This is a genomic window from Nocardia sp. NPDC050378 (assembly GCF_040655675.1).
GTDB classification, from domain to species: Bacteria; Actinomycetota; Actinomycetes; order Mycobacteriales; family Mycobacteriaceae; genus Nocardia; species Nocardia coubleae.
Genome location: NZ_JBFAKI010000005.1, coordinates 398,657 through 421,496, shown reverse-complemented (window position 1 = coordinate 421,496; position 22,840 = coordinate 398,657). Strand labels below are relative to the sequence as shown.

The 22,840-nt window shown below is 67.4% G+C and carries 24 protein-coding genes; 12 read left to right on the top strand and 12 right to left on the bottom strand.

Annotated features, from left to right (window positions below; genetic code table 11):
- Nucleotides 1-10: 10 nt before the first annotated feature.
- Together AB0I35_RS14785 and AB0I35_RS14780 are read right to left on the bottom strand one after the other, a co-directional pair.
- Nucleotides 11-445, bottom strand: a complete 435-nt coding sequence (locus AB0I35_RS14785; protein ID WP_357396414.1) for a CBS domain-containing protein — start codon at nucleotides 443-445, stop codon at nucleotides 11-13.
- An 89-nt stretch (nucleotides 446-534) separates the two neighbouring features.
- The gene (locus tag AB0I35_RS14780) at nucleotides 535-768 is read right to left on the bottom strand and encodes a hypothetical protein (RefSeq protein ID WP_357396412.1); all 234 of its coding nucleotides are present in this window, start codon (nucleotides 766-768) and stop codon (nucleotides 535-537) included.
- 360 nt (nucleotides 769-1,128) lie between these two features.
- Between AB0I35_RS14780 and AB0I35_RS14775 the strand changes: the two genes are divergently transcribed.
- Both AB0I35_RS14775 and AB0I35_RS14770 read left to right on the top strand, forming a co-directional pair.
- Nucleotides 1,129-1,353 carry a DUF397 domain-containing protein gene (locus AB0I35_RS14775; RefSeq protein WP_067490288.1) on the top strand — a complete coding sequence of 75 codons (225 nt, stop codon included), beginning with the start codon at nucleotides 1,129-1,131 and terminating at the stop codon, nucleotides 1,351-1,353.
- 18 nt (nucleotides 1,354-1,371) lie between these two features.
- The gene (locus AB0I35_RS14770) at nucleotides 1,372-2,256 is read left to right on the top strand and encodes a helix-turn-helix transcriptional regulator (RefSeq protein WP_067489424.1); all 885 of its coding nucleotides are present in this window, start codon (nucleotides 1,372-1,374) and stop codon (nucleotides 2,254-2,256) included.
- A gap of 57 nt (nucleotides 2,257-2,313) precedes the next feature.
- Here AB0I35_RS14770 and AB0I35_RS14765 read toward each other — a convergent pair whose 3' ends face one another.
- From AB0I35_RS14765 to AB0I35_RS14750, 4 genes are all read right to left on the bottom strand, one after another.
- On the bottom strand, nucleotides 2,314-2,553 hold the full coding sequence (locus AB0I35_RS14765; RefSeq protein WP_067638759.1) for a hypothetical protein: 240 nt from the start codon (nucleotides 2,551-2,553) through the stop codon (nucleotides 2,314-2,316).
- Nucleotides 2,554-2,901: 348 nt separating this feature from the next.
- Nucleotides 2,902-3,558 carry an SDR family oxidoreductase gene (locus AB0I35_RS14760; RefSeq protein ID WP_357396410.1) on the bottom strand — a complete coding sequence of 219 codons (657 nt, stop codon included), beginning with the start codon at nucleotides 3,556-3,558 and terminating at the stop codon, nucleotides 2,902-2,904.
- A 33-nt stretch (nucleotides 3,559-3,591) separates the two neighbouring features.
- Complete coding sequence (locus AB0I35_RS14755; protein WP_357396408.1) at nucleotides 3,592-4,074, bottom strand: DUF2599 domain-containing protein; 483 nt, start codon at nucleotides 4,072-4,074, stop codon at nucleotides 3,592-3,594.
- 67 nt (nucleotides 4,075-4,141) lie between these two features.
- Nucleotides 4,142-4,393: a hypothetical protein gene (locus AB0I35_RS14750; protein ID WP_067638753.1), complete on the bottom strand. Its 252-nt coding sequence runs from the start codon at nucleotides 4,391-4,393 to the stop codon at nucleotides 4,142-4,144.
- Nucleotides 4,394-4,667: 274 nt separating this feature from the next.
- Between AB0I35_RS14750 and AB0I35_RS14745 the strand changes: the two genes are divergently transcribed.
- The 3 genes from AB0I35_RS14745 to AB0I35_RS14735 all read left to right on the top strand — a co-directional run bounded on the left by AB0I35_RS14745 (nucleotide 4,668) and on the right by AB0I35_RS14735 (nucleotide 8,953).
- Nucleotides 4,668-5,894 carry a lipase family protein gene (locus AB0I35_RS14745; RefSeq protein ID WP_357396406.1) on the top strand — a complete coding sequence of 409 codons (1,227 nt, stop codon included), beginning with the start codon at nucleotides 4,668-4,670 and terminating at the stop codon, nucleotides 5,892-5,894.
- A gap of 228 nt (nucleotides 5,895-6,122) precedes the next feature.
- A complete protein-coding gene (locus tag AB0I35_RS14740) occupies nucleotides 6,123-7,466 on the top strand; it encodes a lipase family protein (protein ID WP_357396404.1) in 1,344 nt (447 codons plus the stop codon).
- Nucleotides 7,467-7,774: 308 nt separating this feature from the next.
- Nucleotides 7,775-8,953, top strand: a complete 1,179-nt coding sequence (locus AB0I35_RS14735) for an alpha/beta fold hydrolase (protein WP_357396403.1) — start codon at nucleotides 7,775-7,777, stop codon at nucleotides 8,951-8,953.
- Nucleotides 8,954-9,011: 58 nt separating this feature from the next.
- On the opposite strand, the gene AB0I35_RS14730 is transcribed toward AB0I35_RS14735, so the two are convergent.
- Entirely contained in the window at nucleotides 9,012-10,235 is a 1,224-nt protein-coding gene (locus AB0I35_RS14730) for a helix-turn-helix domain-containing protein (protein ID WP_357396401.1), read from the bottom strand.
- A 212-nt stretch (nucleotides 10,236-10,447) separates the two neighbouring features.
- On the opposite strand from AB0I35_RS14730, the gene AB0I35_RS14725 reads away from it, so the two are divergent.
- Nucleotides 10,448-10,924 carry an HAD-IIIC family phosphatase gene (locus AB0I35_RS14725; RefSeq protein ID WP_357396400.1) on the top strand — a complete coding sequence of 159 codons (477 nt, stop codon included), beginning with the start codon at nucleotides 10,448-10,450 and terminating at the stop codon, nucleotides 10,922-10,924.
- Nucleotides 10,925-10,979: 55 nt separating this feature from the next.
- Here AB0I35_RS14725 and AB0I35_RS14720 read toward each other — a convergent pair whose 3' ends face one another.
- Nucleotides 10,980-11,834, bottom strand: coding sequence for a sigma-70 family RNA polymerase sigma factor (locus AB0I35_RS14720; protein ID WP_357396399.1), 855 nt, complete (start codon nucleotides 11,832-11,834; stop codon nucleotides 10,980-10,982).
- Between the two features lie 112 nt (nucleotides 11,835-11,946).
- Between AB0I35_RS14720 and AB0I35_RS14715 the strand changes: the two genes are divergently transcribed.
- Nucleotides 11,947-12,291 carry a DoxX family protein gene (locus AB0I35_RS14715; protein WP_357396397.1) on the top strand — a complete coding sequence of 115 codons (345 nt, stop codon included), beginning with the start codon at nucleotides 11,947-11,949 and terminating at the stop codon, nucleotides 12,289-12,291.
- Nucleotides 12,292-12,334: 43 nt separating this feature from the next.
- Here AB0I35_RS14715 and AB0I35_RS14710 read toward each other — a convergent pair whose 3' ends face one another.
- Together AB0I35_RS14710 and AB0I35_RS14705 are read right to left on the bottom strand one after the other, a co-directional pair.
- Nucleotides 12,335-13,924: a GMC family oxidoreductase N-terminal domain-containing protein gene (locus tag AB0I35_RS14710; RefSeq protein ID WP_357396396.1), complete on the bottom strand. Its 1,590-nt coding sequence runs from the start codon at nucleotides 13,922-13,924 to the stop codon at nucleotides 12,335-12,337.
- 144 nt (nucleotides 13,925-14,068) lie between these two features.
- Nucleotides 14,069-15,556 (bottom strand): FAD-dependent oxidoreductase, encoded by a 1,488-nt coding sequence (locus AB0I35_RS14705; RefSeq protein WP_357396395.1) that lies wholly within the window; start codon nucleotides 15,554-15,556, stop codon nucleotides 14,069-14,071.
- Nucleotides 15,557-15,718: 162 nt separating this feature from the next.
- Here AB0I35_RS14705 and AB0I35_RS14700 point away from each other — a divergent pair, with 162 nt between their 5' ends.
- The gene (locus AB0I35_RS14700; protein ID WP_357396393.1) at nucleotides 15,719-16,210 is read left to right on the top strand and encodes a glutathione peroxidase; all 492 of its coding nucleotides are present in this window, start codon (nucleotides 15,719-15,721) and stop codon (nucleotides 16,208-16,210) included.
- A 1-nt stretch (nucleotide 16,211) separates the two neighbouring features.
- On the opposite strand, the gene AB0I35_RS14695 is transcribed toward AB0I35_RS14700, so the two are convergent.
- Entirely contained in the window at nucleotides 16,212-17,411 is a 1,200-nt protein-coding gene (locus tag AB0I35_RS14695; RefSeq protein WP_357396392.1) for a hypothetical protein, read from the bottom strand.
- Nucleotides 17,408-18,997, bottom strand: coding sequence for a serine/threonine-protein kinase (locus AB0I35_RS14690; RefSeq protein WP_357396390.1), 1,590 nt, complete (start codon nucleotides 18,995-18,997; stop codon nucleotides 17,408-17,410). Before AB0I35_RS14690 ends, AB0I35_RS14695 begins: the two co-directional genes overlap by 4 nt.
- 147 nt (nucleotides 18,998-19,144) lie before the next feature.
- Between AB0I35_RS14690 and AB0I35_RS14685 the strand changes: the two genes are divergently transcribed.
- The 4 genes from AB0I35_RS14685 (at nucleotide 19,145) to AB0I35_RS14670 (ending at nucleotide 22,245) form a co-directional block, all read left to right on the top strand.
- On the top strand, nucleotides 19,145-19,975 hold the full coding sequence (locus tag AB0I35_RS14685) for an SAM-dependent methyltransferase (protein ID WP_357396389.1): 831 nt from the start codon (nucleotides 19,145-19,147) through the stop codon (nucleotides 19,973-19,975).
- 338 nt (nucleotides 19,976-20,313) lie between these two features.
- Nucleotides 20,314-20,529, top strand: coding sequence for a hypothetical protein (locus AB0I35_RS14680; protein WP_357396387.1), 216 nt, complete (start codon nucleotides 20,314-20,316; stop codon nucleotides 20,527-20,529).
- A gap of 262 nt (nucleotides 20,530-20,791) precedes the next feature.
- Nucleotides 20,792-21,172 (top strand): hypothetical protein, encoded by a 381-nt coding sequence (locus AB0I35_RS14675; protein ID WP_357396386.1) that lies wholly within the window; start codon nucleotides 20,792-20,794, stop codon nucleotides 21,170-21,172.
- Between the two features lie 131 nt (nucleotides 21,173-21,303).
- Nucleotides 21,304-22,245: a hypothetical protein gene (locus AB0I35_RS14670; protein ID WP_357396385.1), complete on the top strand. Its 942-nt coding sequence runs from the start codon at nucleotides 21,304-21,306 to the stop codon at nucleotides 22,243-22,245.
- The last annotated feature ends 595 nt before the right edge of the window (nucleotides 22,246-22,840 follow it).

Below are 22,840 nucleotides of genomic sequence, written 5' to 3'. Positions count from 1 at the left end.
AGCGCGACGATCAGTACCTGCCCTGCAGGTAGTCGACGAGCTGCTCGCGTTCGGTGGCCAGTTCCGTGATCTCGCTCTTGACCACGTCACCGATGCTCACGATGCCGATCAACCGGCCCTCGCTCACCACCGGCATGTGCCGGATACGGTGCTCGGTCATCACATCACGCAGCGAGGACACGTGGTCGTCGGGACCGCAGGTGCGCACCCGGACGGTCATGATCTCGGCGACCGGCCGGTCGAGCAGGTCGGCGCCGCGCACGGCGAGGCGGCGAACCACGTCGCGTTCGGACACGATGCCCTCGATCGTCGCGCCGTCGGGGGAGACGACCACGGCACCGATATTGCGTTCGGCCAGCACCGTCAGCAGCGTGCGCACGGTGGTGTCCGGTGGCACCGTCGCTACCGCCGTGCCCTTGCTTCGCAGAATCTCCGCAATCCGCATACGCCGCCACCTGTGCTCGCGCCGACCGTCCGTCTCCAAGCATGCCCCGCTTTTACCACCGTGACCAGCACGAAGACGTCACGACCGCGCTATTCGTCGTCCAGGCCCGCAGACAGATACGCCGCAGCGGCCAGCCATTGGCGGCACTGCGGGCCGTGGATGTCGTGTTGACGCAGCATCTCGCGAGCCTGCCGATAGGTGAGCCCGTAGGGCTCGTCGCTACACGCGGAAACCGGCGCTACCTCTGGCGCGAGGCTGCGCGGGAGCTCGAGTCCGGCGGTGCCGGCCGAGACCCGGCGGGGTGGTCGATACGGAATGCTCATCGCAGGCCCCTCGTGTCCGGTGGGCCCGGGCCTGCCCCAGCTCTTGACGAGCGGGCCCCGGGGTTGATCTTGCCCCGAGTCTATGGGCGCGGTGATTGCAGATGCAAGCACATCGGAGATCTCATTCGGGGCGTTGCGGCGGCCGATGGCTCTGTGGCCCTTGCGAATTCAGGGGACTGGACGTCACTTTGCGAACGCCGACCGTCCCCTGAGCGCGAGTAAGTACCGACCGGTGCGCAACCGCGGGCTGCGTGTTAATGTCCGCATCGCGCAAAGCGGATGCAAGAACGTTTGTGCGTGCATCTGCAACTTTCACTCCGATGGACATCACACGAGAACAGGGAGTAACGCATGTCCGCAATGCACCATGATCAGCGCGAACGACCCGCCGACCACGCTTGGCGGAAGAGCACTTACAGCAACGCCAGCGGCAATTGCGTAGAGGTTGCCGCCGTGTCCGACGGGTCGGTAGCTGTGCGCAACTCGCGCGACCCGCGCGGCGCGGTCATCTACTACACACGCCCGGAGATCGATGCATTCATCCGCGGCGCCAAGGCCGGAGAGTTCGACGACTTGACCTGCTGATCGGTAAGATCGCGAGTCATGACGGCTGAACCCCACGAGATCGGTCGTGTACAACCGATCGTCGACCGTGGTCCCACTGTGCTGCGCATCGCGCTGGGTGGGCAACTGCGTAGGTTGCGGGAGAGCAAGGGCATCACCCGCGAGGCCGCGGGGGAGGCGATCCGCGGCTCCCACGCCAAGATCAGCCGACTCGAGCTGGGCCGCACCGGGTTCAAGGAACGCGATATTCGTGATCTGCTCACGCTCTACGGAGTCACCGACCCCGTAGATCGTGAGGCGTTCTTCGATCTGGCCAGACAGGCCAACGAACCGGGCTGGTGGCACCGCTACAGCGATCTGCTGCCGTCGTGGTTCAGTACCTACCTGGGTCTCGAACAGGCCGCGAGCCAAATCCGTACCTATGAGACCCAACTGGTACCCGGCCTGCTACAGACCCCGGAGTACACCCGGGCGATCGTCACCGTCGGTCTCGACGATGCCGAGACCGAGCGGCGCGTGCAGGTTCGTCAGCTGCGCCAGGACGTGCTGCGCCGCGTCGACCCGCCGGTGGTGTGGGCGGTCATCGACGAGGCCGTGCTACACCGGCCGGTGGGTGGGCGCGAGGTGCACCGGAATCAGTTGCGTCACCTGATCGAACTGTCTTTGCTGCCGAACGTCACCGTGCAGGTGCTGCCGTACTCGGCGGGCGGGCACGCGGCGGCGGGCAGTTCGTTCAGCATTCTTCGCTTCGCCGAGCCGGAGCTGCCCGACATCGTGTACCTGGAGCAACTCACCAGCGCCCTCTACCTGGAGCGCAGGCAGGATCTCGCGCTGTACCTGTCGGTGATGGATCAGCTCAGCGTGCAGGCCGCGCACCCCGACCGCTCGCGCGAGATCCTGCGGGACTACGCCGAGCGGGCCTGACCGAGCCGGGCGGGCCGCAGTGCCGCTTCCGTGCGCCGGAAGCGGCGGCCGACCGGATCAGTAGCGGATGCAGCCGGATGCGATCCGCCAGAACGTGTCCGGGGTCAGCACCTGCAGATCCCAGTCGTCGGCCAGTTCGTGGGCCGTGGTGACGATGCGCTCGATATCGAAATCGTTGCGGGTCGCGGCGCCGGTGGATTCGACGGCGTCGATGACGAAAGCGACCGCGGTTTCCCTCGAGGGGTGGGTGATCGCTGCACGATCAGCGAGACCGAAACGGCCGGTGGTGTGGTTCATGTGAACGCCCCTGTGTCTAGGCAGTGGCAAACCCGAGGCAACTATAGCCCCAGGTGTGCCGCTCGCGGCCTCCCCTGACTATCCCCTGAATTGTGTTGCGGCCCTGAGTTTAGGACGGAGGCACTTTCAGATGCAAGCACATCTGCACGATCGATTAGGTCTCGATTCGGTGCTCACCCCGGCTTCTGGGCGGCGAATCCGGCTCGGCGCCACCGGATTCGCACACCGTCGGCGCCGAACAGCGGCGTGACCGGCGCTTCGGCGGCGTACCGGTGGGTGCCGGCCGGTGCCCGGCACCCTGTCGGCACGTCTAACGGCCTCAAAAGTCTTGGACCGGTTAACTTTCGGCTATCGAATCGCGGCGACGGCCGCCTCGATCGGGTCCTGCCCCGACACCACCTCGAGGGTGCGCCGAAAAGTATTGTCGGCGACCAAGATCGATGCGAGCGTCGCGGCGACATCGGCGCGCGGCACATCGGCGCGCCCGACCGGCGGTGGTCCCAGCGTGATCAGACCGTTGCCCTCGGCATCGGTGAGCCTGCCCGGTCGCACGACGGTCCAGTCCAGCGCGCGGGCCCGCAGATCGTCCTCGGCCTTGGTCTTGGCATCGATATATGCCGCCCACACCTCGTCGGTCCCCGGTGCGGGCGGCTGACCGGCGCCCATCGTCGAGATCTGCACGAACCGGCGCACCCCGGCCCGGTCGGCCGCGTCGGCCAGCTGGACCGAGCCGCCCAGGTCGACGGTGTACTTGCGGTCCACGCCGCTGCCCGGGCCCGCTCCCGCGGCGAAGACCACCGCGTCCGACCCGGCGACGGCGCGGACGAGCTCGTCCGGGTCGTCACGTTCCATGTCGTGGATCACGGGGACGCCGCCGGTCGCGGTGATGTCGGCGGCCTGGGCGGGATCGCGGATGAGGGCGTGCACCTGATGGCTGTCCCTGGTGAGCAGCCCGGCAAGTAGCAGGGCGATCTTGCCGTGTCCGCCCGCGATGACAACGCGCATAACCTGTGCTCCTTTCGCCGCGCGGCGCGGACCTCAGCGTTCCGGGCCGCCGGGATTGCAGTTCGCCGAGACCGTGGCCGAATAGCCGACGGCCGGTCGCCACGGTTCGAGGTTCCAGCTCGTCTTGTCCGGCGCAACCATCCTCGCCCACACCCAGTGGCACAGGAACTGGTCACGCATGCCCGGCGAGTCGGCGGTGGGGTCGAGGGCGAGAACTTCCTGCCAGGCCGCCTCGTCGGTGCCGGGCGTGGCGGTCTTGCGACCCGCCACGGTGGGGAACACCAGCAGGCGGGTGCCGTCGACATTGCTCGTCCAGCGGACCTCGTCGATGAGCGGCAGGCCGGCGTACGGGTCGACGGTGGTGGTCGGCGGTGCGAGGGTGACAGCGGTGCGCTGGGCGGTGGTGGTCGGCGCGACGGTGGTCGGTGCCGCCTGCTCGGCCTCCTGCGAGCCGCAACCGGCCACGGCGAGTGCCGCGAGCACGGCCACGGCGACCGGGTACTGCCACCGTGTCACGCGCGCCTCCTGTGTCGCTGCGATCGGGACACGACCGCAGCACCAGCCTAGTGCGGCGGCGCGGGGCTCAGTGCCACAGCGAACGGCACGGCAGCCGGCGCAGGCCGGGCTCCACTCGTCCGTCGACGGTCACCAGCAGACCCGCGTGCACGGCGGCGGTGGTGAATTCCCATGCCTCGGACTGGGTTGCGGCGTATTCGAGGACCATCGCGTCCTGTGGTGTCGGCCCGTCGAAGTAGACGGTGATCCGCCGGGTCGGTATGTCGGTGTGGTCGAGGGGGTGACCGGCGGCGGCAATGTTCGCGTCGATGGGAATCATGGCGTGCTCCTTCTGCCCCGGCGCTGGCAGGCGCCTTGCTACTCGACGGTAGGGCGCTCGACCATGAAGGAGAACATGTTCCGTTTTACCTTGGAACATTCACAATGTGGCTGGTCCGCCCGCAGTGTTTTTCCCGAACAACTCCTTGACTCCGGTCACAACCTTGCCTCTCGGCCCCCTGTGACCTGCGCCGATCTGTGCCCGAGCGGCTGTCGCCGCGGCGCCGCACCGGCCATTATCGGGGCTTACGGCAAGAACACGGGAGGACAACCGAATGAATCGGTCAGCCGCGGCACAACAGCACGGGCCGCGACGCACACTGCTGGCCTGGGTGGCATCGGTGCTACTCGTCGTCGCGGCCCCCACGGCGCACAGCGCACCCCTGTATCCCAGCCCCGATCCCGATCCGTTCTACGCCCAGCCCGCGGATCTGAGCGGCACACAGCCGGGTGACGTGCTCGAGGTGCGGCCGATGCCCGCGTTGGCGATGTTTCCCGACACGACCGTCACCGCCGTCAAGTTCCGCTCGAACAACTCGGCGGGAGAGCCGATCGCGGCGACAACCACAGTGCTGCAACCGAACAACCAGCAGCCCGACGCGCCGGTGCTGTCGTATCAGCACATCATCAACGGTCTCGGCGTGCGCTGTTCGGTATCGAAGGTGCTCTACACCAGCGATCCCGATCTGATGGTGCGTGAAGCGGTCTTCTGGAATGTGGCACTGCGGCGTGGCTGGACGATGGTGCTGCCGGATCACCTCGGGCCCAACTTCGCCTACGGCGCAGCCAAATTGGGCGGACAGGTCACTCTCGACAGTATCCGGGCGATCCGCCAAGTCGAGCAGTTGCGGGTCGCGAACAGCAGGGTGGCGATGGCGGGCTACTCCGGCGGCGGCATGGCGACGGCGTGGGCGGCGGCGCTGCAACCCGAGTACGCACCCGAGGTCGAGATCGCCGGGGCGGCCATGGGCGGGGTGCCGATGAACCTGGTGTCGATGCTGGAAGGTCTGGGGTTCGGTACGCACCCGGTGTTCGGGCTCGCCCTCGCCGCCGGAATCGGGCTCGAACGCGAGTACCCACAACGATTTCCGATCAGCGACCAGATGAACGCCAAGGGTCTGGCCGCGCGCGCGTCGATCGCCGACGCCTGTACCAACGACATCCTCGCCTCGGGTGCGGGTCGCGGCATTCTCGACTTCGCGGCGACCACCTCGATGGTGCAGGACCCACAGGCGCGCGCCGTGGTCGAGGAGAACAGCCTCGAACTCTACGACGGCGCACCGGTGATGCCGGTCTTCGAATGGCATTCACCGATCGACGGACTCATCCCGGTCGACGCGATCACCAACACTGTGCATCGCTGGTGCGCGGCGGGCACCCCGGTGGTCACCGAGTCGACACCGACCCCCGACCACCTGACCGCGGCCGTGCTCGGGCTGCCCGCCGCGCTCGACTGGCTCGACGCGCGGTTGCGCGGGGAGACTGCGCCGAGTACCTGCTGAGCCCGGGTCGACGATGGCCCCGACCGCGGGTGCGGGGCCATCGTTGTTGCGATCAGGACGCGGGGAGCGCACGGGTAGGGCACGACGACGCCGCGCAGTGTCGTTGCGACGTACCGTGATTGCACTGACGACGGCGCAAAAGGGGGACGTTCCGCGGCAGCTCGGAGCACCGCATCGCCGGGTGTCGGTCACGAGTCCTGATGTGCCACCCGAAGGCGTGTGAGTGCCATGAGATCTGTGCGTGTCCTGCTCTGTTCGCTACTGCTGTTGTGTCCGCTCGCCGCCGGCACCGCATCCGCCGAACCCCTGCCCCCGGCCGCCCCGGGAATCCTGCCCGATCTGCAACGCTGGATCGACCAGGTACTGCCCTCGCCGATCCCGTCCGGCGCGGACACCGACCCCGACGCCGAGCTCGCCGCGCTGCGAGCGGCCGTAATGCCCTCTCCCGTAGGCGATCCCACCTTCGATCACTGGCCCGACGGCCTGGCCGAGCTGACGCCGGGCGACCTCGTCGAGGTGCGTGACGTCACCGCCGTCGCGGGCCCGCTGACCCTGGTTCCCGTACGGTCCGCGCACCTGCTCAAGTTCCGCACCTCCGACGCCCACGGCGCCCCGTCGTTCGCGACCGCGACGCTGATCGTGCCCGCCACCGAGTGGACCGGTCCCGGCGACCGGCCGGTGCTGGTGAACAACCTGCCCATCGACGCGCTCGGCCTGTCCTGCACGCCCGGTTACACATTCAGCCACGGGCTTTCGCCGAAATCGAGCGCCACCGAGTTCCTGCCGCCGACCACCCAGCTGGCGGTACTACGCGGATACGCGGTCCTGATCCCCGACCATCAGGGCCCCCGAATGGCTTACGCCGAACCGTATGTGGCCGGACACGCCGTCCTCGACGCGATTCGGGCCACCAGGAATGTCGAGCCGCAGACCTACGGCGCCAGCCCGTTCGCGATGACAGGATACTCCGGCGGCGCCATCGCCACACACGGGGCGGCGAAGCTGATCGCCTCCTACGCACCGGAATTGGCCGAGGTGATCGTGGGTGCCGCCCTCGGTGGTGTGCCCGCCGACTTCGAGATCCTCGCTCGCAGCATGAACGCCAATCTGGCGTCGGGCATCTTCATGGCAGCGACCCTCGCGGTCGGGCGCGAGCGGCCCGAAATCCTGGCCGCCATGAACAATCTCGGCCGCTGGGTGGCGACCTCGGCGATGAAGGACCAGTGCGTGAGCATCTTCGCGCTGCCCGGCATCCTGCACCTGCCCATCGATGTCGGCGCCAATATCGCCGACCCCCTGCGCTCGGACCTGGCCGCCCGGATCTACGAGGTCACCCGGATGGAGGGAATGCGTTCGGCCACACCGCTCTACGTCTACAACGGGGAGCAGGAGTTCTGGATCCCGGCCGAGGGCGCACGCAATCTCTATCAGGAACAGTGCGAACTCGGCGCGACCGCGGTGTATCGGGGGGTGCTCGGCGAGCACATCGTCGGTGCGGTGACGGGATATCCGGAGGCGATGCTGTGGCTCGACGAGCGGCTACGAGGGATTCCCGCGCACAGCGAATGCTGAGGCCCCCTTTTTCCGGCCGAAATGTTGGTGTTTCAGTGCTCGGTCAGTGTGAACGGCCGAATGTTCTGGGAAGTATCACTATTTCTCCAGATCAGCGTCCCGACCTGCGGGATTGTCGTGGGGAAAAGTTCCTGTGTGCCGTCATGGGGCCCGTCGTCGACGGGTGGTGAACTACCCAGAACACCACGGAGAAACGAAATGCCGTGAATTCCCGGGCTTATGTTCGGTGCGGTTTCGACAAGCCATTCGTATTCCCGATCGAAAAAGGGGAGACGAATTATCGAATCGCACAGGAAGATACGCCAACGATGAAATCTCCCAGTCGCCGACGCACGCTGCAGACAGCGATGCTCACCGGCGTCAGCGCGCTCGCCGTGGCGCTCACCGGCCCAGGGGCAGGCGCGGCCCCCAACGACGCGCCGACCGAGCAGGCTCTCGCCGAAATCATCGCCGCGGGCCGGTCGGTGGCCGGCCCCAGCGGCTCGGCCTGCAACTCCGGTAGCGGCACCGGCTCGGGCAACGGCTCCGGCGACTGCTATGGCGGCTCGGGCTCCAGCTCGGGTTCCTCGGGCGGCTACTCCAGCGACACCGTCGGCGTCGGCCCGGCCCAGACGTCGTTCCTCGCGGCCTTCGCCTACGGTCTGGCCAACGGTGACGCGGCGCCCCCCGGCGCCAACGACTGGAACTGCAAGCCCGCCGACGGCGAGCGTCCGCTGGTCATGGTGCACGGCACCTGGATGAACGCCTACAACGGCTACGCGTTCATGGGCCCGGAGTTCAAGAATGCCGGGCTGTGCACCTTCACCTTCAACTACGGTCGCTCCAACCTGATCGAAGGTGGCGGTCTCGGGTCGGTGCTGCCCGGCGTGATGGGCACCGGCTACATCCAGGACTCGGCCGATCAGCTGGCTTTGTTCGTCGACCGGGTCCTCGCGGCCACGGGCGCCGACGAAGTCGACATCGTCGCCCACTCGCAGGGCGGTTCGATGTCGAACTGGTACACCAAGTTCGACGGCGGTGCCGACAAGGTGAAGAACCTGATCACCTACGGTGCCACCCACCACGGCACCAGCCTCGACGGCATCGGCGCTCTGGGCCGCATGATCAACAACCTGGGTATCGACATCCTCGGCTTCATCGAGATCTTCGTCGGGCACGCCGGTATCCAGCAGACCATCGGTTCGGACTTCGTCAACCAGCTCAACGCCAACGGCGACACCGTCCCCGGCATCGACTACACCATCGTCGGCACCCGGTACGACGAGGTCACCAACCCCTACGATCTGACCTTCCTGAAGCAGGGCCCGGGCTCCACCGTCCGCAACATCACCCTGCAGGAAGGCTGTGAGCAGGACGTCTCCGACCATCTGACGATGATGTACTCGCCGCGCGCCCTGTCGATCGCGCTCAACGCCATCGATCCAGGACGTCATCAGATCGTGTGCACCTTCAACCCCTGGCTGGTCGGCGGTGGCGGCAGCCTCTGACCCCCGGTGAAACGGGCGCTGCCCGGGGAATCATCCCCGGGCAGCGCCTTTTCGTGGATCAGACGGTGGTGCGGTAGCTGCGGGCGACCAGCGCCGAACGCAGGTACCACAGTCCCGACGGCTGGGTGGGGTCGAAACCGGTGAGCTGACCGATGCGCTTGAGCCGGTAGTCGACGGTGTTGGTGTGCACGTGCAGCACCCGCGCGGTGCGCTGCCGGTTGAGGTTGTTGGCGATGTGGCGCTGCAGGGTTTCCAGCAGTTCGGGGAACTGGTCGAGCGGATCGAGCAGCGAGCCGAGGAATTCGCGTCCCGGTCCCGGCCGCGTGAGCTGGTACTCGAGCGCGAGTTCGTCGAAGCGGTACAGACCGGAGGTGACCTCGAGGCGCTGGACCATGTCGAGCAGTTCGTGGGCCTGATCGGCGGCGTCGGGAATGCCGGTGGTGTTCGTCTCGACCAGCGCGGCCGTGATACCGACCTGTGCGGCCTGGGAGAGCTGGGCGACCAGGGCGGTGAGGCCGTCGCGGTCGAAGCTGTCGGCGGGGATGAGCACGGTGCCGCCGTCGACGCTGAGCAGCGACAGTGCGGTATCGCCGCAGCGCTTGGCCAGTTCGGCCTGCACGCGGCGCAGCTTGCGCCTGGCCACCACCTTCTGATCGAGCGCCGGGTTCGCCTCCTCGCGGTGCGGCGGAATCGACAACGCGAGCACGGCGTACTGCTCGGCGATGGCGATGCCGCATTCGCGGGCCATGGTCGAGGTGCTGTGCCCGCCGAGCAGCGCGGAGGTGAGGGTGTGCACCGCCGTGTGATGTTCGCTGACCACGCCGCGCAATTCACGCACATAGGCCAGCGAGACCTGGCAGGTGATGGTGTCGAGCATTTCCATCACCATCTTCACGCCGTCGACGAGGTTGTCGTAGTCCTTCACCGACGCGCTCGAGACCACCAGGTCCAGGCCCATCTTGAAGCCCTCGGCGATGGAGTGGTGGATGGTGTCGATCGGCACGCCCTCGCGGGCCCAGGCGCTGGCGGCGTCCTGCAGTCGCTGCAAGGTGCTGGGGATGTCGCGGCCGTCGAGCATGCTGACCGCGAATTCCAGGCAGATGCGGGTGATGGTGGTGACGTCCCCCGTGATGGCGTCGCCCGGCAGTGTGCCGCACGGCGCGACGTTCTCGACGAAATGTCCTACCATCTGCCGTGACAACGCCCGGACGTCTTTGAGGGGAGACGACATCGGCCGCCCCGAGATCGTGAGCGATTGTCGTGGTGGATTGTGTACGGACATCTGAAGTTCCCTTCGCCTGATTTCGGCTGTCCCCCCGCTGTCCAGCCTGTTCACCCTAGCCAAGGCAGGCAAGATCTGGAATGAAACGCCGGGTTCTGGGTGACGTTCGCGTGTCCACCGCCCGATGTTGGTGGGCCGTCACAAGGCTGGTCCCGGTGGCATCACAGGTTGTAGAGTTCAGCGCGCCGGAACGAACCGATAGGGGCACCACCATGCGACCTGCCGTCCGTTGTCTGGTCTGGGAACTGGACGAAACCCTGTGGGACGGTGTGGTCCACGACGGGACCAGCGCCGCGCCGCGCCCACCGGCGTTGCGCACGTTGACGATGTTGAGCGACCGAGGCGTGCTGCATGCCGTCGCGGCCCGAGGCGACCGCGCGCGCACCATGCGCACGCTCTATCGCCACGGGCTCCACGACATGTTCTCGGCCGTGGAGATCGGCTGGGGACGCAAGTCGGCCGCGATCGTGCGGATCGCGGGCACCCTCGGGCTCGGGCTCGAGGGCATGGCGTTCATCGACGCCGAACCCGTGGAGCGCGCCGAAGTCTCGCGTGCGTTGCCGATGGTGCGCTGCTACGCGGCACGCAATGTCGACATGCTGCCGCTGCTTCCCGACTTCCGCCACGACCTGCGATCGGGTCCGATGCCGACACCGCCGCTCGGATTCGCCCGAGTTCCGGCCATCTGACCAGCGGAATTCCAAGAACGACGCATCGATGGCAATGTTGCATCGACTGCTGAAATCATGAGGTCGGCAGCGACAGCGTGAACCGCTCCGGAGTCGCGGACACGTCGTAGGCGGCGATCCGGCCCTCGCGCACCTGGAAGGTCAGCACGAAGATCGGCTTGCCCGCCCGGGCGAGCACCAGACCGGGCCTGCCGTCGACGAGAACCATGACCGCCTCGCGCGAGCGCTGCCGCAGCGCGACCGCGCCCTCGGCCACCGCCCGCGCGCCACGGACCACCGCGGCCATCCCCGGAGTGAGCGCCGCCGGGTCGGCGGTGCGGACCACATCGGGCGCGAGAATCTCGAGCAGCGCGACGAGGTCACCGCCGCGGGCGGCCCGCAGGAACGCGGCAACCGCCGCGCGCTGCTCGACGAGGTCGGCTGTGCTCATCGTGGCCGGTGCGTTGACCCGGTGCCGGGCCCGACTGGCGAGCTTCTTGGTCGTCGCGGGGGAGCGCCCGAGTATCGGTGCGATCTCGGCGAACGGTACGGCGAACAGGTCGTGCAACACGAACGCCACCCGTTCCTCCGGACCCAGCGCGTCGAGCACTACCAACACCGCACGCTCCACCGAATCCGCTTGCAGCGCTTCGGCTTCCGGACCGGCATCGGCGGTCGGGAGGTCCACCTCGTCGGCAGGGGTTTCGGGGCGGCGCGCGCGGGCCCGCAACAGATCGAGGCACAGCCGGGACACGACGGTGGTGAGCCAGCCGTCCAGGTCGGCGATCACCGCATCGGTTCTCGCCAGGCGCAACCACGCCTCCTGCACCACGTCCTCGGCCTCGGCGGTGGCACCGAGCATCCGGTGCGCGAGTCGACGCAGCCGGTCACGGCGCTGCTCGAACATCAGCGCGAGCGAATCCGCGCGCATCGGTCACCTTTCGGGGTCGCCGGTCGTCACCGGGAAAGACGGCACTCCGCCGTCGCCGCCTTGCTGTCTCCACTGTGGCAGAGGCGCTCGTCCGCCGAAAACGGAGGAATCCATGAACACCGCATACGTCGTCGTCACCGTGCTCGCCGCCCTGGCTGCCCTGATCGCCGCTGGAATCGACGTGTTCCGCGCCGACTGGGTGCGCGAGAACATGCGCGACTACGGGCTGCCCACCTGGGCGCTGCCACCGCTGGCCCTCATCAAGGCCGCGGGTGGGATCGGTCTGCTCGCGGGACTGGCGTACCGGCCGCTGGCCGTGGCCGCCGCAGCCGGGCTGGTGCTGTACTTCATCGGCGCCGAGATCACCGTGCTGCTCACCCGCTGCTACTCGCACGTGGCCTATCCACTGCCGTATCTGCTGCTCGCGGCCGCCTCGCTGACACTGGCCGTGGCGTGAGACCGGTGGTGGCGTGCCGCGTCGGCGCGCCACCACCGTCGTCTCAGGCGCTCGCCAGGATGAAGTCGGCGGCCTGCTCGCCGATGAAGATCGCCGGCGCGTTGGTGTGCCCACGGATGATCAGCGGCATCACCGAGGCGTCGGCCACGCGCAGACCCTCGACACCGCGCACCTTCAGATCCGGGCCGACGACGCTGGCCGCGTCGGTGCCCATCCGGCAGGTGCCGACCGGGTGGTACAGGGTGTGCGAGAACTTCTCGATGGTCAGCGCGATCGTCGCCTCGAGATCATCGGGTGCCTGCGGCGGGTAGATCAGCGGCCCGAGCGTGCTCTTGAGCGCAGGCTGACCGGCGAGCCCGGCACATACCCGCAGACCGGCGGTCAGCGCGGCCAGGTCGGCGCCGTCGGGGTCGGACAGGTAGCGCGGATCGATCACCGGCTTGGCGGTCGGGTCGGCCGAGGCCAGACCGATCCGGCCACGGCTGCGCGGACGCAACAGGATGGACCCGAGGACCACACCGTGCTCGGTCGCCTCGACCAGGCCCTCGTGATAGAACGGCGCGGGCGCGTAGATCAGCTCCAGGTCGGGGTGCTCGAGCTCGGGTTCGCTGCGCACGAAGCCATACGCCTCACCGACATTGGAGGTGAGCATGCCCCGGTGCCGCACCAGATAGTTCAGCAGTTCCAGCGGCTTCTCCGCCGTGTACAGCGAATCGGACTCCACGCTGTAGCCGAGCGCGGCGATCAGGTGGTCCTGCAGATTGGCGCCGACCTCGGGGGAGTGGGCGACCACATCGATGCCGTGTTCGGTGAGCTGTTCGCGGTCACCGATGCCCGAAAGCTGCAGCAGCTGTGGGCTGTTCACCGCGCCGCCACACAGGATGACCTCCTTGGCGGCGGTCACCACGTGGGTCTGCCCCTCGTGCAGGAACTCGACGCCGGTCGCCTTGGTTCCCTCGAACAGCACCCGGGTGGCCAGAGCCTCGGCCCGCACGGTGAGGTTGGCGCGCTTCATCGCGGGCCGCAGGTAGGCGTCGGCGGTGCTCCAGCGCCTGCCGTCGCGCTGGGTCACCATGGTCTGGGTGAAACCTTCGGGCGCCGGACGATTCGCCGCCTCGAGTTTGTGCCCCGCCTGCCGCGCCGCCTCGAGGAAGGCATGGGTGGAGGCGCGCGGGCTGCGCTGACGCTGCACGTGCAGCGGTCCCTTCGCGCCCTCGTCGGGGAACTGCGCGTCCTGCACGTTCTCGATCTTGCGGAACTGTTCGACGGCCGAGGCGAAGTTCCACTTCTCGCCCGCCAGCAGACCCCATTCCTCGTAGTCGGCGCGGAAACCGCGCACCCACATCATCGCGTTCATCGACGACGAGCCGCCGAAGGTCTTGCCGCGCGGCCAGTAGATCCGGCGGTCACCGAGCGCGGGCTGCGGTTCGGTGGAGTAGTCCCAATCCAGTTCGCTGCGGAACAGTTTCGAGAACGCCGCCGGAATATGGGCGAACTTGTCGTCGTCGGCGGGCCCCGCCTCCAACAGCACGACCGTGGTGCCCGCGTCGGCGCTGAGCCTGTTCGCGAGCACCGCCCCCGCTGACCCGGAGCCGACGATCACGTAATCCGCGGACGTCCCACCTGCTTGCACTGTCCAACTCCGATCCTGCACTGCATCTGTCGTAGCCAACACGGATACACCCGAGGCCCGCGTGAAAACACCGCGAGCACAGCCTGACTCGGCGTCGGGCCGGGTGCTGCAAGCAGCGTACTGACAGTCGGCGCCCGGTGGGACTCAGTACGTCCCGGCCGCCGCGGCGCGACCCGCGCGGCGACCGTAGAAGCTGCCGTCACCGAGCGAGGCCCCGCTGACATAACCGCCCGCGCACAGCCCTGAGGTGCACCGACCGGCGGCGAACAGCCCGGGAATCGGTTCCCCACTCACGTGCAGCACCCGCGAATCCAGATCGGTGCGCAGCCCGCCGAGGGTGAATCCGGCGGTGAAACCACGCAGATCGAACCCGGCCAGCGAGCCCTCGATCGGGCGCACCCACTCGGGCTTCTTGCCGAGCAGGGGGTCGCTGCCGTTCGCGGCGTGCCGGTTGTAGGTGGCGACCGTCGTCTGCAGCGCCTGCTCGGGCAGACCCATCTCGGCTTCGAGTTCGGCGACGGTCTCGGCGACCCATTTGGGCGGGAACCGGAAGAACGGGGTCGAGCTCTCGGTGGCGAGGGCCTCCTCGAGGGATCGTTCGTCGAGGATCAGGAAGGCCTGATTCTCCTGCCGCAGCAGAGTGGCCTGGCCGATCCGCCCGGGGTAGGTGTCCTCGGCGATGTAGCGCTGTCCGCGTCCGTTGACGAGGATGCCGCGCGCCATCATCTGCGGGTCACCGAAGATCGCCACCTCGCTGGCGTCCATGTGGGCCAGTTCGGCGCCCAGCGCCTGCGCCAACCGGATGCCGATGCCGTCGTGCTCTTCGATGGCCGCGCCGGGACGGCCGCTCAGCTGCGGCGTGTAGCGGTCGATCATTTCGGTGTCGTAGGCGAAACTGCCGGTCGCCAGGACCACGCCGCGGGCAGCCCGGACCGTGACCGGCTTACCGAACCGGGTCGCGAGGATGCCGACCACCCGGTCGTCGGCGTCGACGACCAGCCGCCGGATGCGGGTGTCGTATTCGACGGCGACACCGAGCTCGGCGACGGTGTCGGCCAGTGGCTTCATCAGCATGTAGCCGCCGCTGCGTTCGCCGATCTTCTTGTCCGCGAGCTGCGGAACATGCCCGCGCGGTGCGGGTTCGGCGATATCTAGGAACGGCGCCGCATTCTCGCCGCCGGAATACATCAGGCCCTCGTCGTGCGGCGGCTCCCAGCCCGGCTCGCCCCAGAACTCCTCCTTGAACGGCACACCGCAGTCCACGAGCCAGTCGTAGTGTTCGACACTGCCCGCGCAGTAGTCGGCGATCTTGGCGGCATCGACACCGGGGCCGAGCGCGGCCGTCAGGAAGGTGGCCATGTTCTCGGGGGTGTCGTCGAAGCCGAGCGCACGCTGCAGCGCCGTGCCGCCGCCGAGGTAGACGAAGCCGCCCGCCAGCGCGGCGGCCCCACCCCAGCCGCCGGTGCGTTCCAGGATCAGGACCTTCGCGCCCGCGCGCGCGGCTTCGATGGCGGCACACACTCCCGCGATGCCGTAGCCGGCGACGACCACGTCGACCTCGAAATCCCACTGATCGACGGTGTTCTCGCGCAGGGGCCGGACGGTGTCGGTACGCGGGCTGTTGTCGGTCACGGCTGCCTCCGATGGTGGGTGTGTACCGAAATGGTGCCGCGTGGACGCCCACAAAACAAGAACGTGTTACAGAATTCCCGGCCAGCGGGACACGGATTTCGGCTCTCACCTCCGGTACGGTGGCGATCGAACCCACGTCGAGAAGAATCTGGTGGTGCACACGTGAGCGCGAACATTCGGGACATCGCGGTAGAGACCTTGGCCGGCGAGCCGACCACGCTGGGCGAACTGGCGGGCGACAAGGCCGTGCTGCTGGTCAACGTCGCCTCGAAATGCGGGCTGACCCCGCAGTACAGCGGCCTGGTCGACCTGCAGAAGAACTACGGCGAGCGCGGCTTCACCGTGATCGGTGTGCCGTGCAACCAATTCATGGGCCAGGAACCCGGCACCGCCGAGGAGATCCAGGAGTTCTGCTCGGTCACCTACGGTGTCGACTTCCCGCTGCTGGCGAAGACCTCGGTGAACGGCGACGACCGGCACCCGCTGTACCAGGTGCTCACCGAGACCCCCGACGCCGAGGGCGCGGCCGGAGACGTGCAGTGGAACTTCGAGAAGTTCCTCATCGCCCGCGACGGCGCGGTGGCCGCCCGGTTCCGTCCCCGCACCACCCCGGACGACCCCGAGGTCGTGCGGGCCGTCGAAGCCCAGCTCTGAACTACTGCGCGTTGGCGAGCAGCGCGTACTGCGCTGCCGCCTGCTTGCGCACGGCCCCCGCTTCCGGCCCGCTCACGAACCCGCCGTAGTTCCGGTAACTCACGTAGCAGCGGGCCACCGCGGGTGTGTTGCCGGACGCCCGGCGTTCGGCGCAATACGCACCGGGCACCGCGTCCGGCCCCGGGATTTCGCGCGCCGCGTCGCTGAGCGTGTCGCGCCAGGTCGTGCCGAAGGCCTCCGAGCCCGCCTGATCGCGGAAGCGGAACAGGGTGGTGGCGTAGGAGTGGGCGACGCTGTCGACACCGCCCCGATCCCATGCGGCGGCCAGTTCGGCCGGTTCGCTCGCCCGGTAGTGCCTGCTCGCGCGGCCGGTCCACGCAGCGTATTCGCGTGAGGAGATGGCAATGCGCTGGTTCGGCGGACCGGGAATCAGGGTGCGGCGCAACAGGTCGTCGGGGTCGCGGGGCAGATCGGCGAGCTGCTCGGGGGCGGTCGGGGCGAACTGATCGAGCAACGGCACCTGCGCGTCGAGGACCTGGGCGACCCGGCGGGTCAGCGCATCCGCATCGGGGGTCGGGTGCTGCAGGAACAAGCTGACCACGATCTCACCGTGCGCGAAGAGCGCGCCGATCGTCTTGATGCCCGGCCGCCAATGTGCGTGTGCGCCGGGGTATCCCGGAATCGACACCGGCCGGTTGTCCGGGCTCACCGCGAAATCGGTCGCGGCCAGATCGCGTGCGGCATCGGCGGCCGTGCTCTCCCCGGGGAACCGCATCAGGACCACCCGGGTCACCTTCGCGTCGGTGTCGATGGCGGGGACGTTCTTGTCGAAGGCCCGGCTGCCCTGGGCGATGTCGAATGCGACGATCATCCGATGCCGTTCCAGTGTGGGCAGATTGACGTTCGAGGCGGCCGAGGTGTCGACCACGCGGCGCGGGGTGTCGAGCACGTCGGTGCCCCAGTTGTAGGTGAGCGCCGGATCGAGATCCTGGGGAAACACCACCACGCCGCCCATCCGCAACCCTTCGAGGATCGGGCCGTCCGCCGCGGTGCGACCGATCTCCACGTCGGCGGGCGCGGTCGTGTAGCTGCCCACGTCGAGGCCGCGCACGTCGAGTTCGCCGGGTGTCGCGGTGCCGGAGACGGTCGCGCAGCCGGCGAGCAGGGTGGCGAGCGCGCCGAGGGCGACACGTGTTGTCACAGTGGTGCGGTGGCGAGCCATTGCTCGATCATCTCCTGATGGGTGCGCCCTGGCCAGTACACCTGCAACAACACGCTCGAATGCAGTGCGGCGTCGAACTGCACCAGCAGCCACGGCCCGTCGGACCCGTTGAACTTCCGCACGGTCACCGGCCTGCCGTACCGCGACCGCACCTGTTCGTTCGCGCCGCTCGGCAGCGAGGCGACATACCGGTCCGCCGTCGCGGCGTCGGGGTAGGCGAGTACCTGCACCTCCAGTGTCTCCCGGTCGGTGCAGTTGAACCCGTTGTCCCACAGAGCATCCGGATTCTTCGTCGCGAAACTGCATCGCAGGTCCCGATATCCGGTACTGTCCGGACCGGCCGGGAGCAGATCCGGGAACAGGGCGATGATGGGGCGACCTGCCGCCCAGGAGTCCGTCGTGGTCGTCGTCGGCGCGGCGGTGGTGGTGCTGGGAGATGTGGTGGTGCCGGTGGTGTCGCGGGATGACCAGAGGATTCCGGCGACGACGGCGGCGACCACCGCACATGCCGCGGCGGACCATCCGACGAGCGCACGCCTGGATGGGCCGGGAGACGCGCTCGACCCGGTCGGCAGGGGGGAGTGCTGTGCGTCGACAAACGAGGTCGCGCCGGTATCACCGAAGAGGGTGGTGAGCACGGGGAGATTCGGTGCGGAGTTTCCGCCTAGTGGTGTACCGCTGAAAAGGGGATGCTTTTGTGCACTGGGATCGGTTGACGGGGCGACACCACGACTGAGTGCTGCTTGTGCGGCGTCGACCATCTCGGTACAGGTGGCGAACCGCTGTCCAGGATCCTTGGCCAGCGCCTTGGCGAACACGGAATCCATCGCAGGTGGCAGGCCCGGCGCCCGTTCGGTAACCCTCGGCACCGGCTGCATCAGGTGCGCGCCGATGAGTGCGCCCGCCGTGGTCGCGGTGTAGGGCGGTTGTCCGGTGAGCAGGTGGAACAGCGTGCAGGCGAGGGAATATTGGTCCGCGCGTGGACCGGCTTGCCGCCCGTCGAGGTGCTCGGGTGCGGCGTAGCGCAGGGTCGCCACCACCGCGCCGGTCTGGGTGAGCGCGGTGGCCTCGTCGACCGCCTTGGCGATCCCGAAGTCCGTGAGCAACACCTGTCGCGTTCCCGGAATGCCTTCGCGCAGCAGGATATTCGCCGGTTTCACATCGCGGTGCAGCAATCCCGCCGCGTGCGCGTAGTCGAGTGCCGCCGCCGTCGACCGCGCGATGTGCAGCGCGTGCTCCGGCGCCAGCGGCCCCGCCCGCAACACGGTCTCGGCGTCGGACCCCGCCACGTACTGCATCGCGATCCACAACCGCCCGCCGTCGCTGCCCCGGTCGTGCACGGCGACGATATTCGGATGGTCGAGCCGCCCCGCCAGCTCCGCCTCCCGCTCGAACCGCCCCCGGAACACCGGATCCGCCGCGAACGAGGAATGCAGCAGCTTCAGCGCGACCAGGCGCGGCAACCGGGGATGCCCGGCCGCGTACACACTGCCCATCCCACCCGACCCGAGCACCCGCTCGATCCGATAACCGGCGAACATGTCCCCGGCCCTGAGCTCGTGCATGCCTGCAAACCTAGCTCAGGGACCGCCGCCCTGGAGCCCGCCGCCCAGCCCGCGTTACCGCGCCGTCGAGATACGTTCCCTACCAAGCGAATAGATCCTCTAGGCTGATTCCGGAAAGGCACCCGTCCGAAATCACGGAGGAATCCGATGTCGCACGCTTCTGCCGCTTACCCCAGCTCCGTGCCCGTCGGAGTCGATACGACTCGGGCGAGTATCGCTCGCGTGTACGACGCCGCCCTCAACGGCAAGGACAACTACGAGGTCGACCGCGCCGTGCTGGCCCAGGTCCGCACCGTCGCGCCGCAGGTCAACGATCTGGCCTGGGCCAACCGCGATTTCCTCATCCGGGTGTGCCGCTTCCTGGCCAGAATGGGAATCGACCAATACCTCGATCTCGGCTCGGGATTACCCACGGCGGAAAATACCCATCAGGTGGTGCAGCGGGTGAACCCCGAATCGCACGTGGTCTATGTCGACAACGACCCGTCGGTGCTGGCGCACGGGAAAGCGCTGCTGGCGAGCAACAGCCGCACCCACATCGCCGAGGCAGACATCTTCGCGCCCCTCGATGTCCTCGGCAACGAGATCGTGCGCACCGAGTTCGACTTCACCCGTCCGATCGCCCTGTTCCAGATCGGCACCCTGCACCACTACCTCGGCGAAGACGCCCCCACCCTGATGCAGACCTACATCGACGCCCTCCCGGCCGGCTCCTTCATCGCCATCGCCCACTTCCACGACCCCGAAACCCCCGACTACAGCGAACTGGCCAAGAAGATGGAAGAGAAGTTCATCCACAGCCCCATGGGCAGCGGCCGCTTCCGCACCCGCACCGAAATCCAGGCCATGTTCGGCACCACAACCCTGATCGAACCGGGCCTGGTCCGCTGCGACGACTGGTGGCCCGACGGCCCCCACCTCACCCCCCTCTCCGACGTCCGCCACTGCATCCTCGGCGGCGTCGGCCAGAAGCGTTAGCGAGTATCGCGAGTCGGACTCGTCTATCCGAGTGCGAGTACTACCTGGATCCCGGGACCCAGTTCGCCGACGATCGAGAACTGAGTGAACTCGTCGAGCCGCGTTCGATGCGCGCCGAACACAGAATCCAGCTCGGCGCATTCCTGGAATCGTGCTGTGCCAGGGTTACGCCGGACGATGTCGGACTTGCGGTTGGTTCACGGAGGCGGACGCCGGGTCTGCGCCATCGAGCCCGTCTAAGCATCCTGTGATGCCGATGAGGGGCACTGTGTGGCTATCCGCCGCTAGTCTGTTATAGGCGTTCCGGCCCGGCTGAGCGCGCAGGGAGGAACGCCAGCATGACTGTCAATGTTTACCCGGCGACCGCCGAACGTCCCGAGAGCATGTGGGTTCTGGAGGTGTACGGCCTGCCCGAGGGGATGCGCAGCGTGACTCGGGGCCACACTGTTCTGGAGGCGCACGCGGTGGCCCGCGAGGAGGTGGCGCGACTGCTCGGGGTCACTACCGACGCTATATATATCTGTATCTGGTGTGAGGCGTGCCCTCGAACATGATGCCGCCGCAGTCAAGGAATACGACAATTCTGAAGGTGTATTCTGCTCGTCCTGTACCGGAGGACCACGCTGCGTTTGCTCGTTCTGCAAAGAATCAGAGTTCGCTCCGTGACGCCGGACCGTACTCCGACAACGCACTGAAATGCCGTAACGCGGGCGTTGGCCGGCAGTCAAACCGGTTGCCCGACAGCGTTTCCAGTGCGCGGTGACGCCGATTACCGTGCATTTGGCAGTTCCGGTGCAGGTAGTTCACCCTTAGCCGGTGGAACCAGATGACCTTGTAGAGATCGAACTATCGACCGACGAGCGCCGACTGCTGTGGTGGGGTCTAGGAGAGTGGTCCGGCCCGGCAAATTGCAGTGAGAATCTAGCGATCGCGATGGACTTCGAAAGCGTGGCCGACCTGCTCGAACAGGAGCGGCGATTGCGTTTGGCGTTGGAGGCGAGAGAAGTGCTGAGTGCGCGAGATTGGCGGCGCGCATTGTTGGCGACCGAGTTCGTCTTCGCGAGCGATGTTTTCGGCTCTGGCGTGGAGTGGTCGATCACCACGGGGCTTGGGGACGAGGAGACTGTTCGTACACTTCGCCGGGTGCAACGCAAGTTCGCCCGCGCGCTGCCGGATGTGTTGTATGGCCGTCGCTGATCTGCATGTCCGCTCATTCCGATTCCAGGGTGTGAAGTCCGAACTACGCAGCGGAACGGAGAGGCTAGCCAAGTCGCCGATTCACTGTCAGCGGTTGCCGTACGTGTCGGTGGTAGTGCAACCTCTCGAGAATGGAAGAACCGATCGAGCCTTCGGTGTTCGAAGCGATCAGCAAGGTTGAACCTGAGCCGATCCGCGAGCATTGGGTGATTGTCGCGAACAGACGCTATCCGCCCAAACAGGTGTACCAGCTGATCACCGGCTTGCCACGCTCGGCATATACGTCGCATCGCGCCCTCGCGGAGTTGCGTCGGCTGGGGCTGTCCACCAGCGTCTACATGCCGCTGCCGCAGGTCGAGGCTGATCGGGCGGAATCATCCGACAGATCCGGTGAGGCCGATGAATTGGCCGAGTCATTCGCGACGCTGTCGCGGTTTCTCGCCGACCACGACCTGACAGCGCACCTCGCTGCCGCAGAGGCTGATTACCATCATGCTGGGTCTGGGGCGATTCGTGATGTGACCACCAGGTACGGATTCAGCGACGACCTTCTTGATGCCGCGCTGGCTGTGCGCGCACACGTCGGGCGCCTCAACGACGTCATTCATGCGACCGTCATCGCACGCGTGCTACCCGCCATCTTGGAAGAAGGAGAGGTTGTCATCCGACCGCCCTCTCTGGGAGCGGGAAACGATCCGTCGCGGCCGTTCGATCTAGAAACAGACCGTCGGATCGCCGAGTTCAAAGTTGCGCAGTGGAAAGGGGCCGACACCATGCGTAAACGAGGTGTCGTCTCCGACCTGGTCCACTTGGCACTCGACGAAAGCGGTCGGCGCGCTCAGCTTTTCGTCGTCGGTGCATTGCCTGTCAGATTCCTCACGGCGTCCAAGTCGACGATCGCGTGGGCGCTCGGCCGGTCGTCTCCACACACCAGGGCCCGGTTTGAGCGACGGTTCGGACCTGCGAGCGATTTCACCGTCGCGGATTTTGTTCGTGTTCACGGTCGACGCATCGAGCTGGTCGACTTGGCAACGCTCGTCCCGTCGTTGTCACTTCCGCCGGAGCAGGTCTAACGGCATCGGCATCGCCAATACCCATCACTGCACCAAAGTCGCCTGCTCCGCAGTCCGCCGCGTTCCGCAAAAGGTCTCGGGCTCGGTACAACGACAACGTAGTCAGACCGGCGCAGGCGACCTCGTCGACCCCGAAACAGCACCCCGCAGCAACGAAATCGCACACGGGCTACGTGCGCTTGCCGATTTACTCGACTCCTGACTCCACCGAGTTGCCTCGGAGCCAAGTCCATCGGGTTAAGGCCGTCAGAGCTCGGTAGCGAGGTGGTCCTCGGCCGATCGATCGACGAGACTCGGTGCAGCTGAGTCGGAAACGGCTCCCGCGGCTGACCTGTTCGTCTCGCGACGCGCCCGCGAGGCGCGCCAACTTGCGATGAATCGCTCGGCTGACTCAGCCGAGATCTCCTCGTGAGGCTCGTCCGTTGCGGGGTTGTACCGTCGGAGATAGTCGGTAGGGCCCCATGTGAAGTCCCCGCCGAGCGCTTCGTCGGTCGGTACCGGTCGGGTCGCGATCCGGCGCACGAGGCCGGTAATCCGACGTGCGCGCATGCCATCGGGGTAGCTTCTCTCGTCATCGATCAACGCGTAGTAGCGC

Excerpts from the sequence above, each read along its gene's own strand:
- AB0I35_RS14735 (WP_357396403.1), top strand. The coding sequence starts at position 7,775 with ATGAAATCTCCCAGTCGCCGACGCACGCTGCAGACAGCGATGCTCACC.
- AB0I35_RS14685 (WP_357396389.1), top strand. The coding sequence starts at position 19,145 with ATGTCGCACGCTTCTGCCGCTTACCCCAGCTCCGTGCCCGTCGGAGTC.
- AB0I35_RS14770 (WP_067489424.1), top strand. The coding sequence starts at position 1,372 with ATGACGGCTGAACCCCACGAGATCGGTCGTGTACAACCGATCGTCGAC.
- AB0I35_RS14745 (WP_357396406.1), top strand. The coding sequence starts at position 4,668 with ATGAATCGGTCAGCCGCGGCACAACAGCACGGGCCGCGACGCACACTG.
- AB0I35_RS14775 (WP_067490288.1), top strand. The coding sequence starts at position 1,129 with ATGCACCATGATCAGCGCGAACGACCCGCCGACCACGCTTGGCGGAAG.
- AB0I35_RS14670 (WP_357396385.1), top strand. The coding sequence starts at position 21,304 with ATGGAAGAACCGATCGAGCCTTCGGTGTTCGAAGCGATCAGCAAGGTT.
- AB0I35_RS14720 (WP_357396399.1), bottom strand. The coding sequence starts at position 11,834 with ATGCGCGCGGATTCGCTCGCGCTGATGTTCGAGCAGCGCCGTGACCGG.
- AB0I35_RS14730 (WP_357396401.1), bottom strand. The coding sequence starts at position 10,235 with ATGTCCGTACACAATCCACCACGACAATCGCTCACGATCTCGGGGCGG.
- AB0I35_RS14780 (WP_357396412.1), bottom strand. The coding sequence starts at position 768 with ATGAGCATTCCGTATCGACCACCCCGCCGGGTCTCGGCCGGCACCGCC.
- AB0I35_RS14750 (WP_067638753.1), bottom strand. The coding sequence starts at position 4,393 with ATGATTCCCATCGACGCGAACATTGCCGCCGCCGGTCACCCCCTCGAC.
- AB0I35_RS14680 (WP_357396387.1), top strand. The coding sequence starts at position 20,314 with ATGACTGTCAATGTTTACCCGGCGACCGCCGAACGTCCCGAGAGCATG.
- AB0I35_RS14715 (WP_357396397.1), top strand. The coding sequence starts at position 11,947 with ATGAACACCGCATACGTCGTCGTCACCGTGCTCGCCGCCCTGGCTGCC.
- AB0I35_RS14785 (WP_357396414.1), bottom strand. The coding sequence starts at position 445 with ATGCGGATTGCGGAGATTCTGCGAAGCAAGGGCACGGCGGTAGCGACG.
- AB0I35_RS14765 (WP_067638759.1), bottom strand. The coding sequence starts at position 2,553 with ATGAACCACACCACCGGCCGTTTCGGTCTCGCTGATCGTGCAGCGATC.
- AB0I35_RS14690 (WP_357396390.1), bottom strand. The coding sequence starts at position 18,997 with ATGCACGAGCTCAGGGCCGGGGACATGTTCGCCGGTTATCGGATCGAG.
- AB0I35_RS14725 (WP_357396400.1), top strand. The coding sequence starts at position 10,448 with ATGCGACCTGCCGTCCGTTGTCTGGTCTGGGAACTGGACGAAACCCTG.
- AB0I35_RS14760 (WP_357396410.1), bottom strand. The coding sequence starts at position 3,558 with ATGCGCGTTGTCATCGCGGGCGGACACGGCAAGATCGCCCTGCTACTT.
- AB0I35_RS14740 (WP_357396404.1), top strand. The coding sequence starts at position 6,123 with ATGAGATCTGTGCGTGTCCTGCTCTGTTCGCTACTGCTGTTGTGTCCG.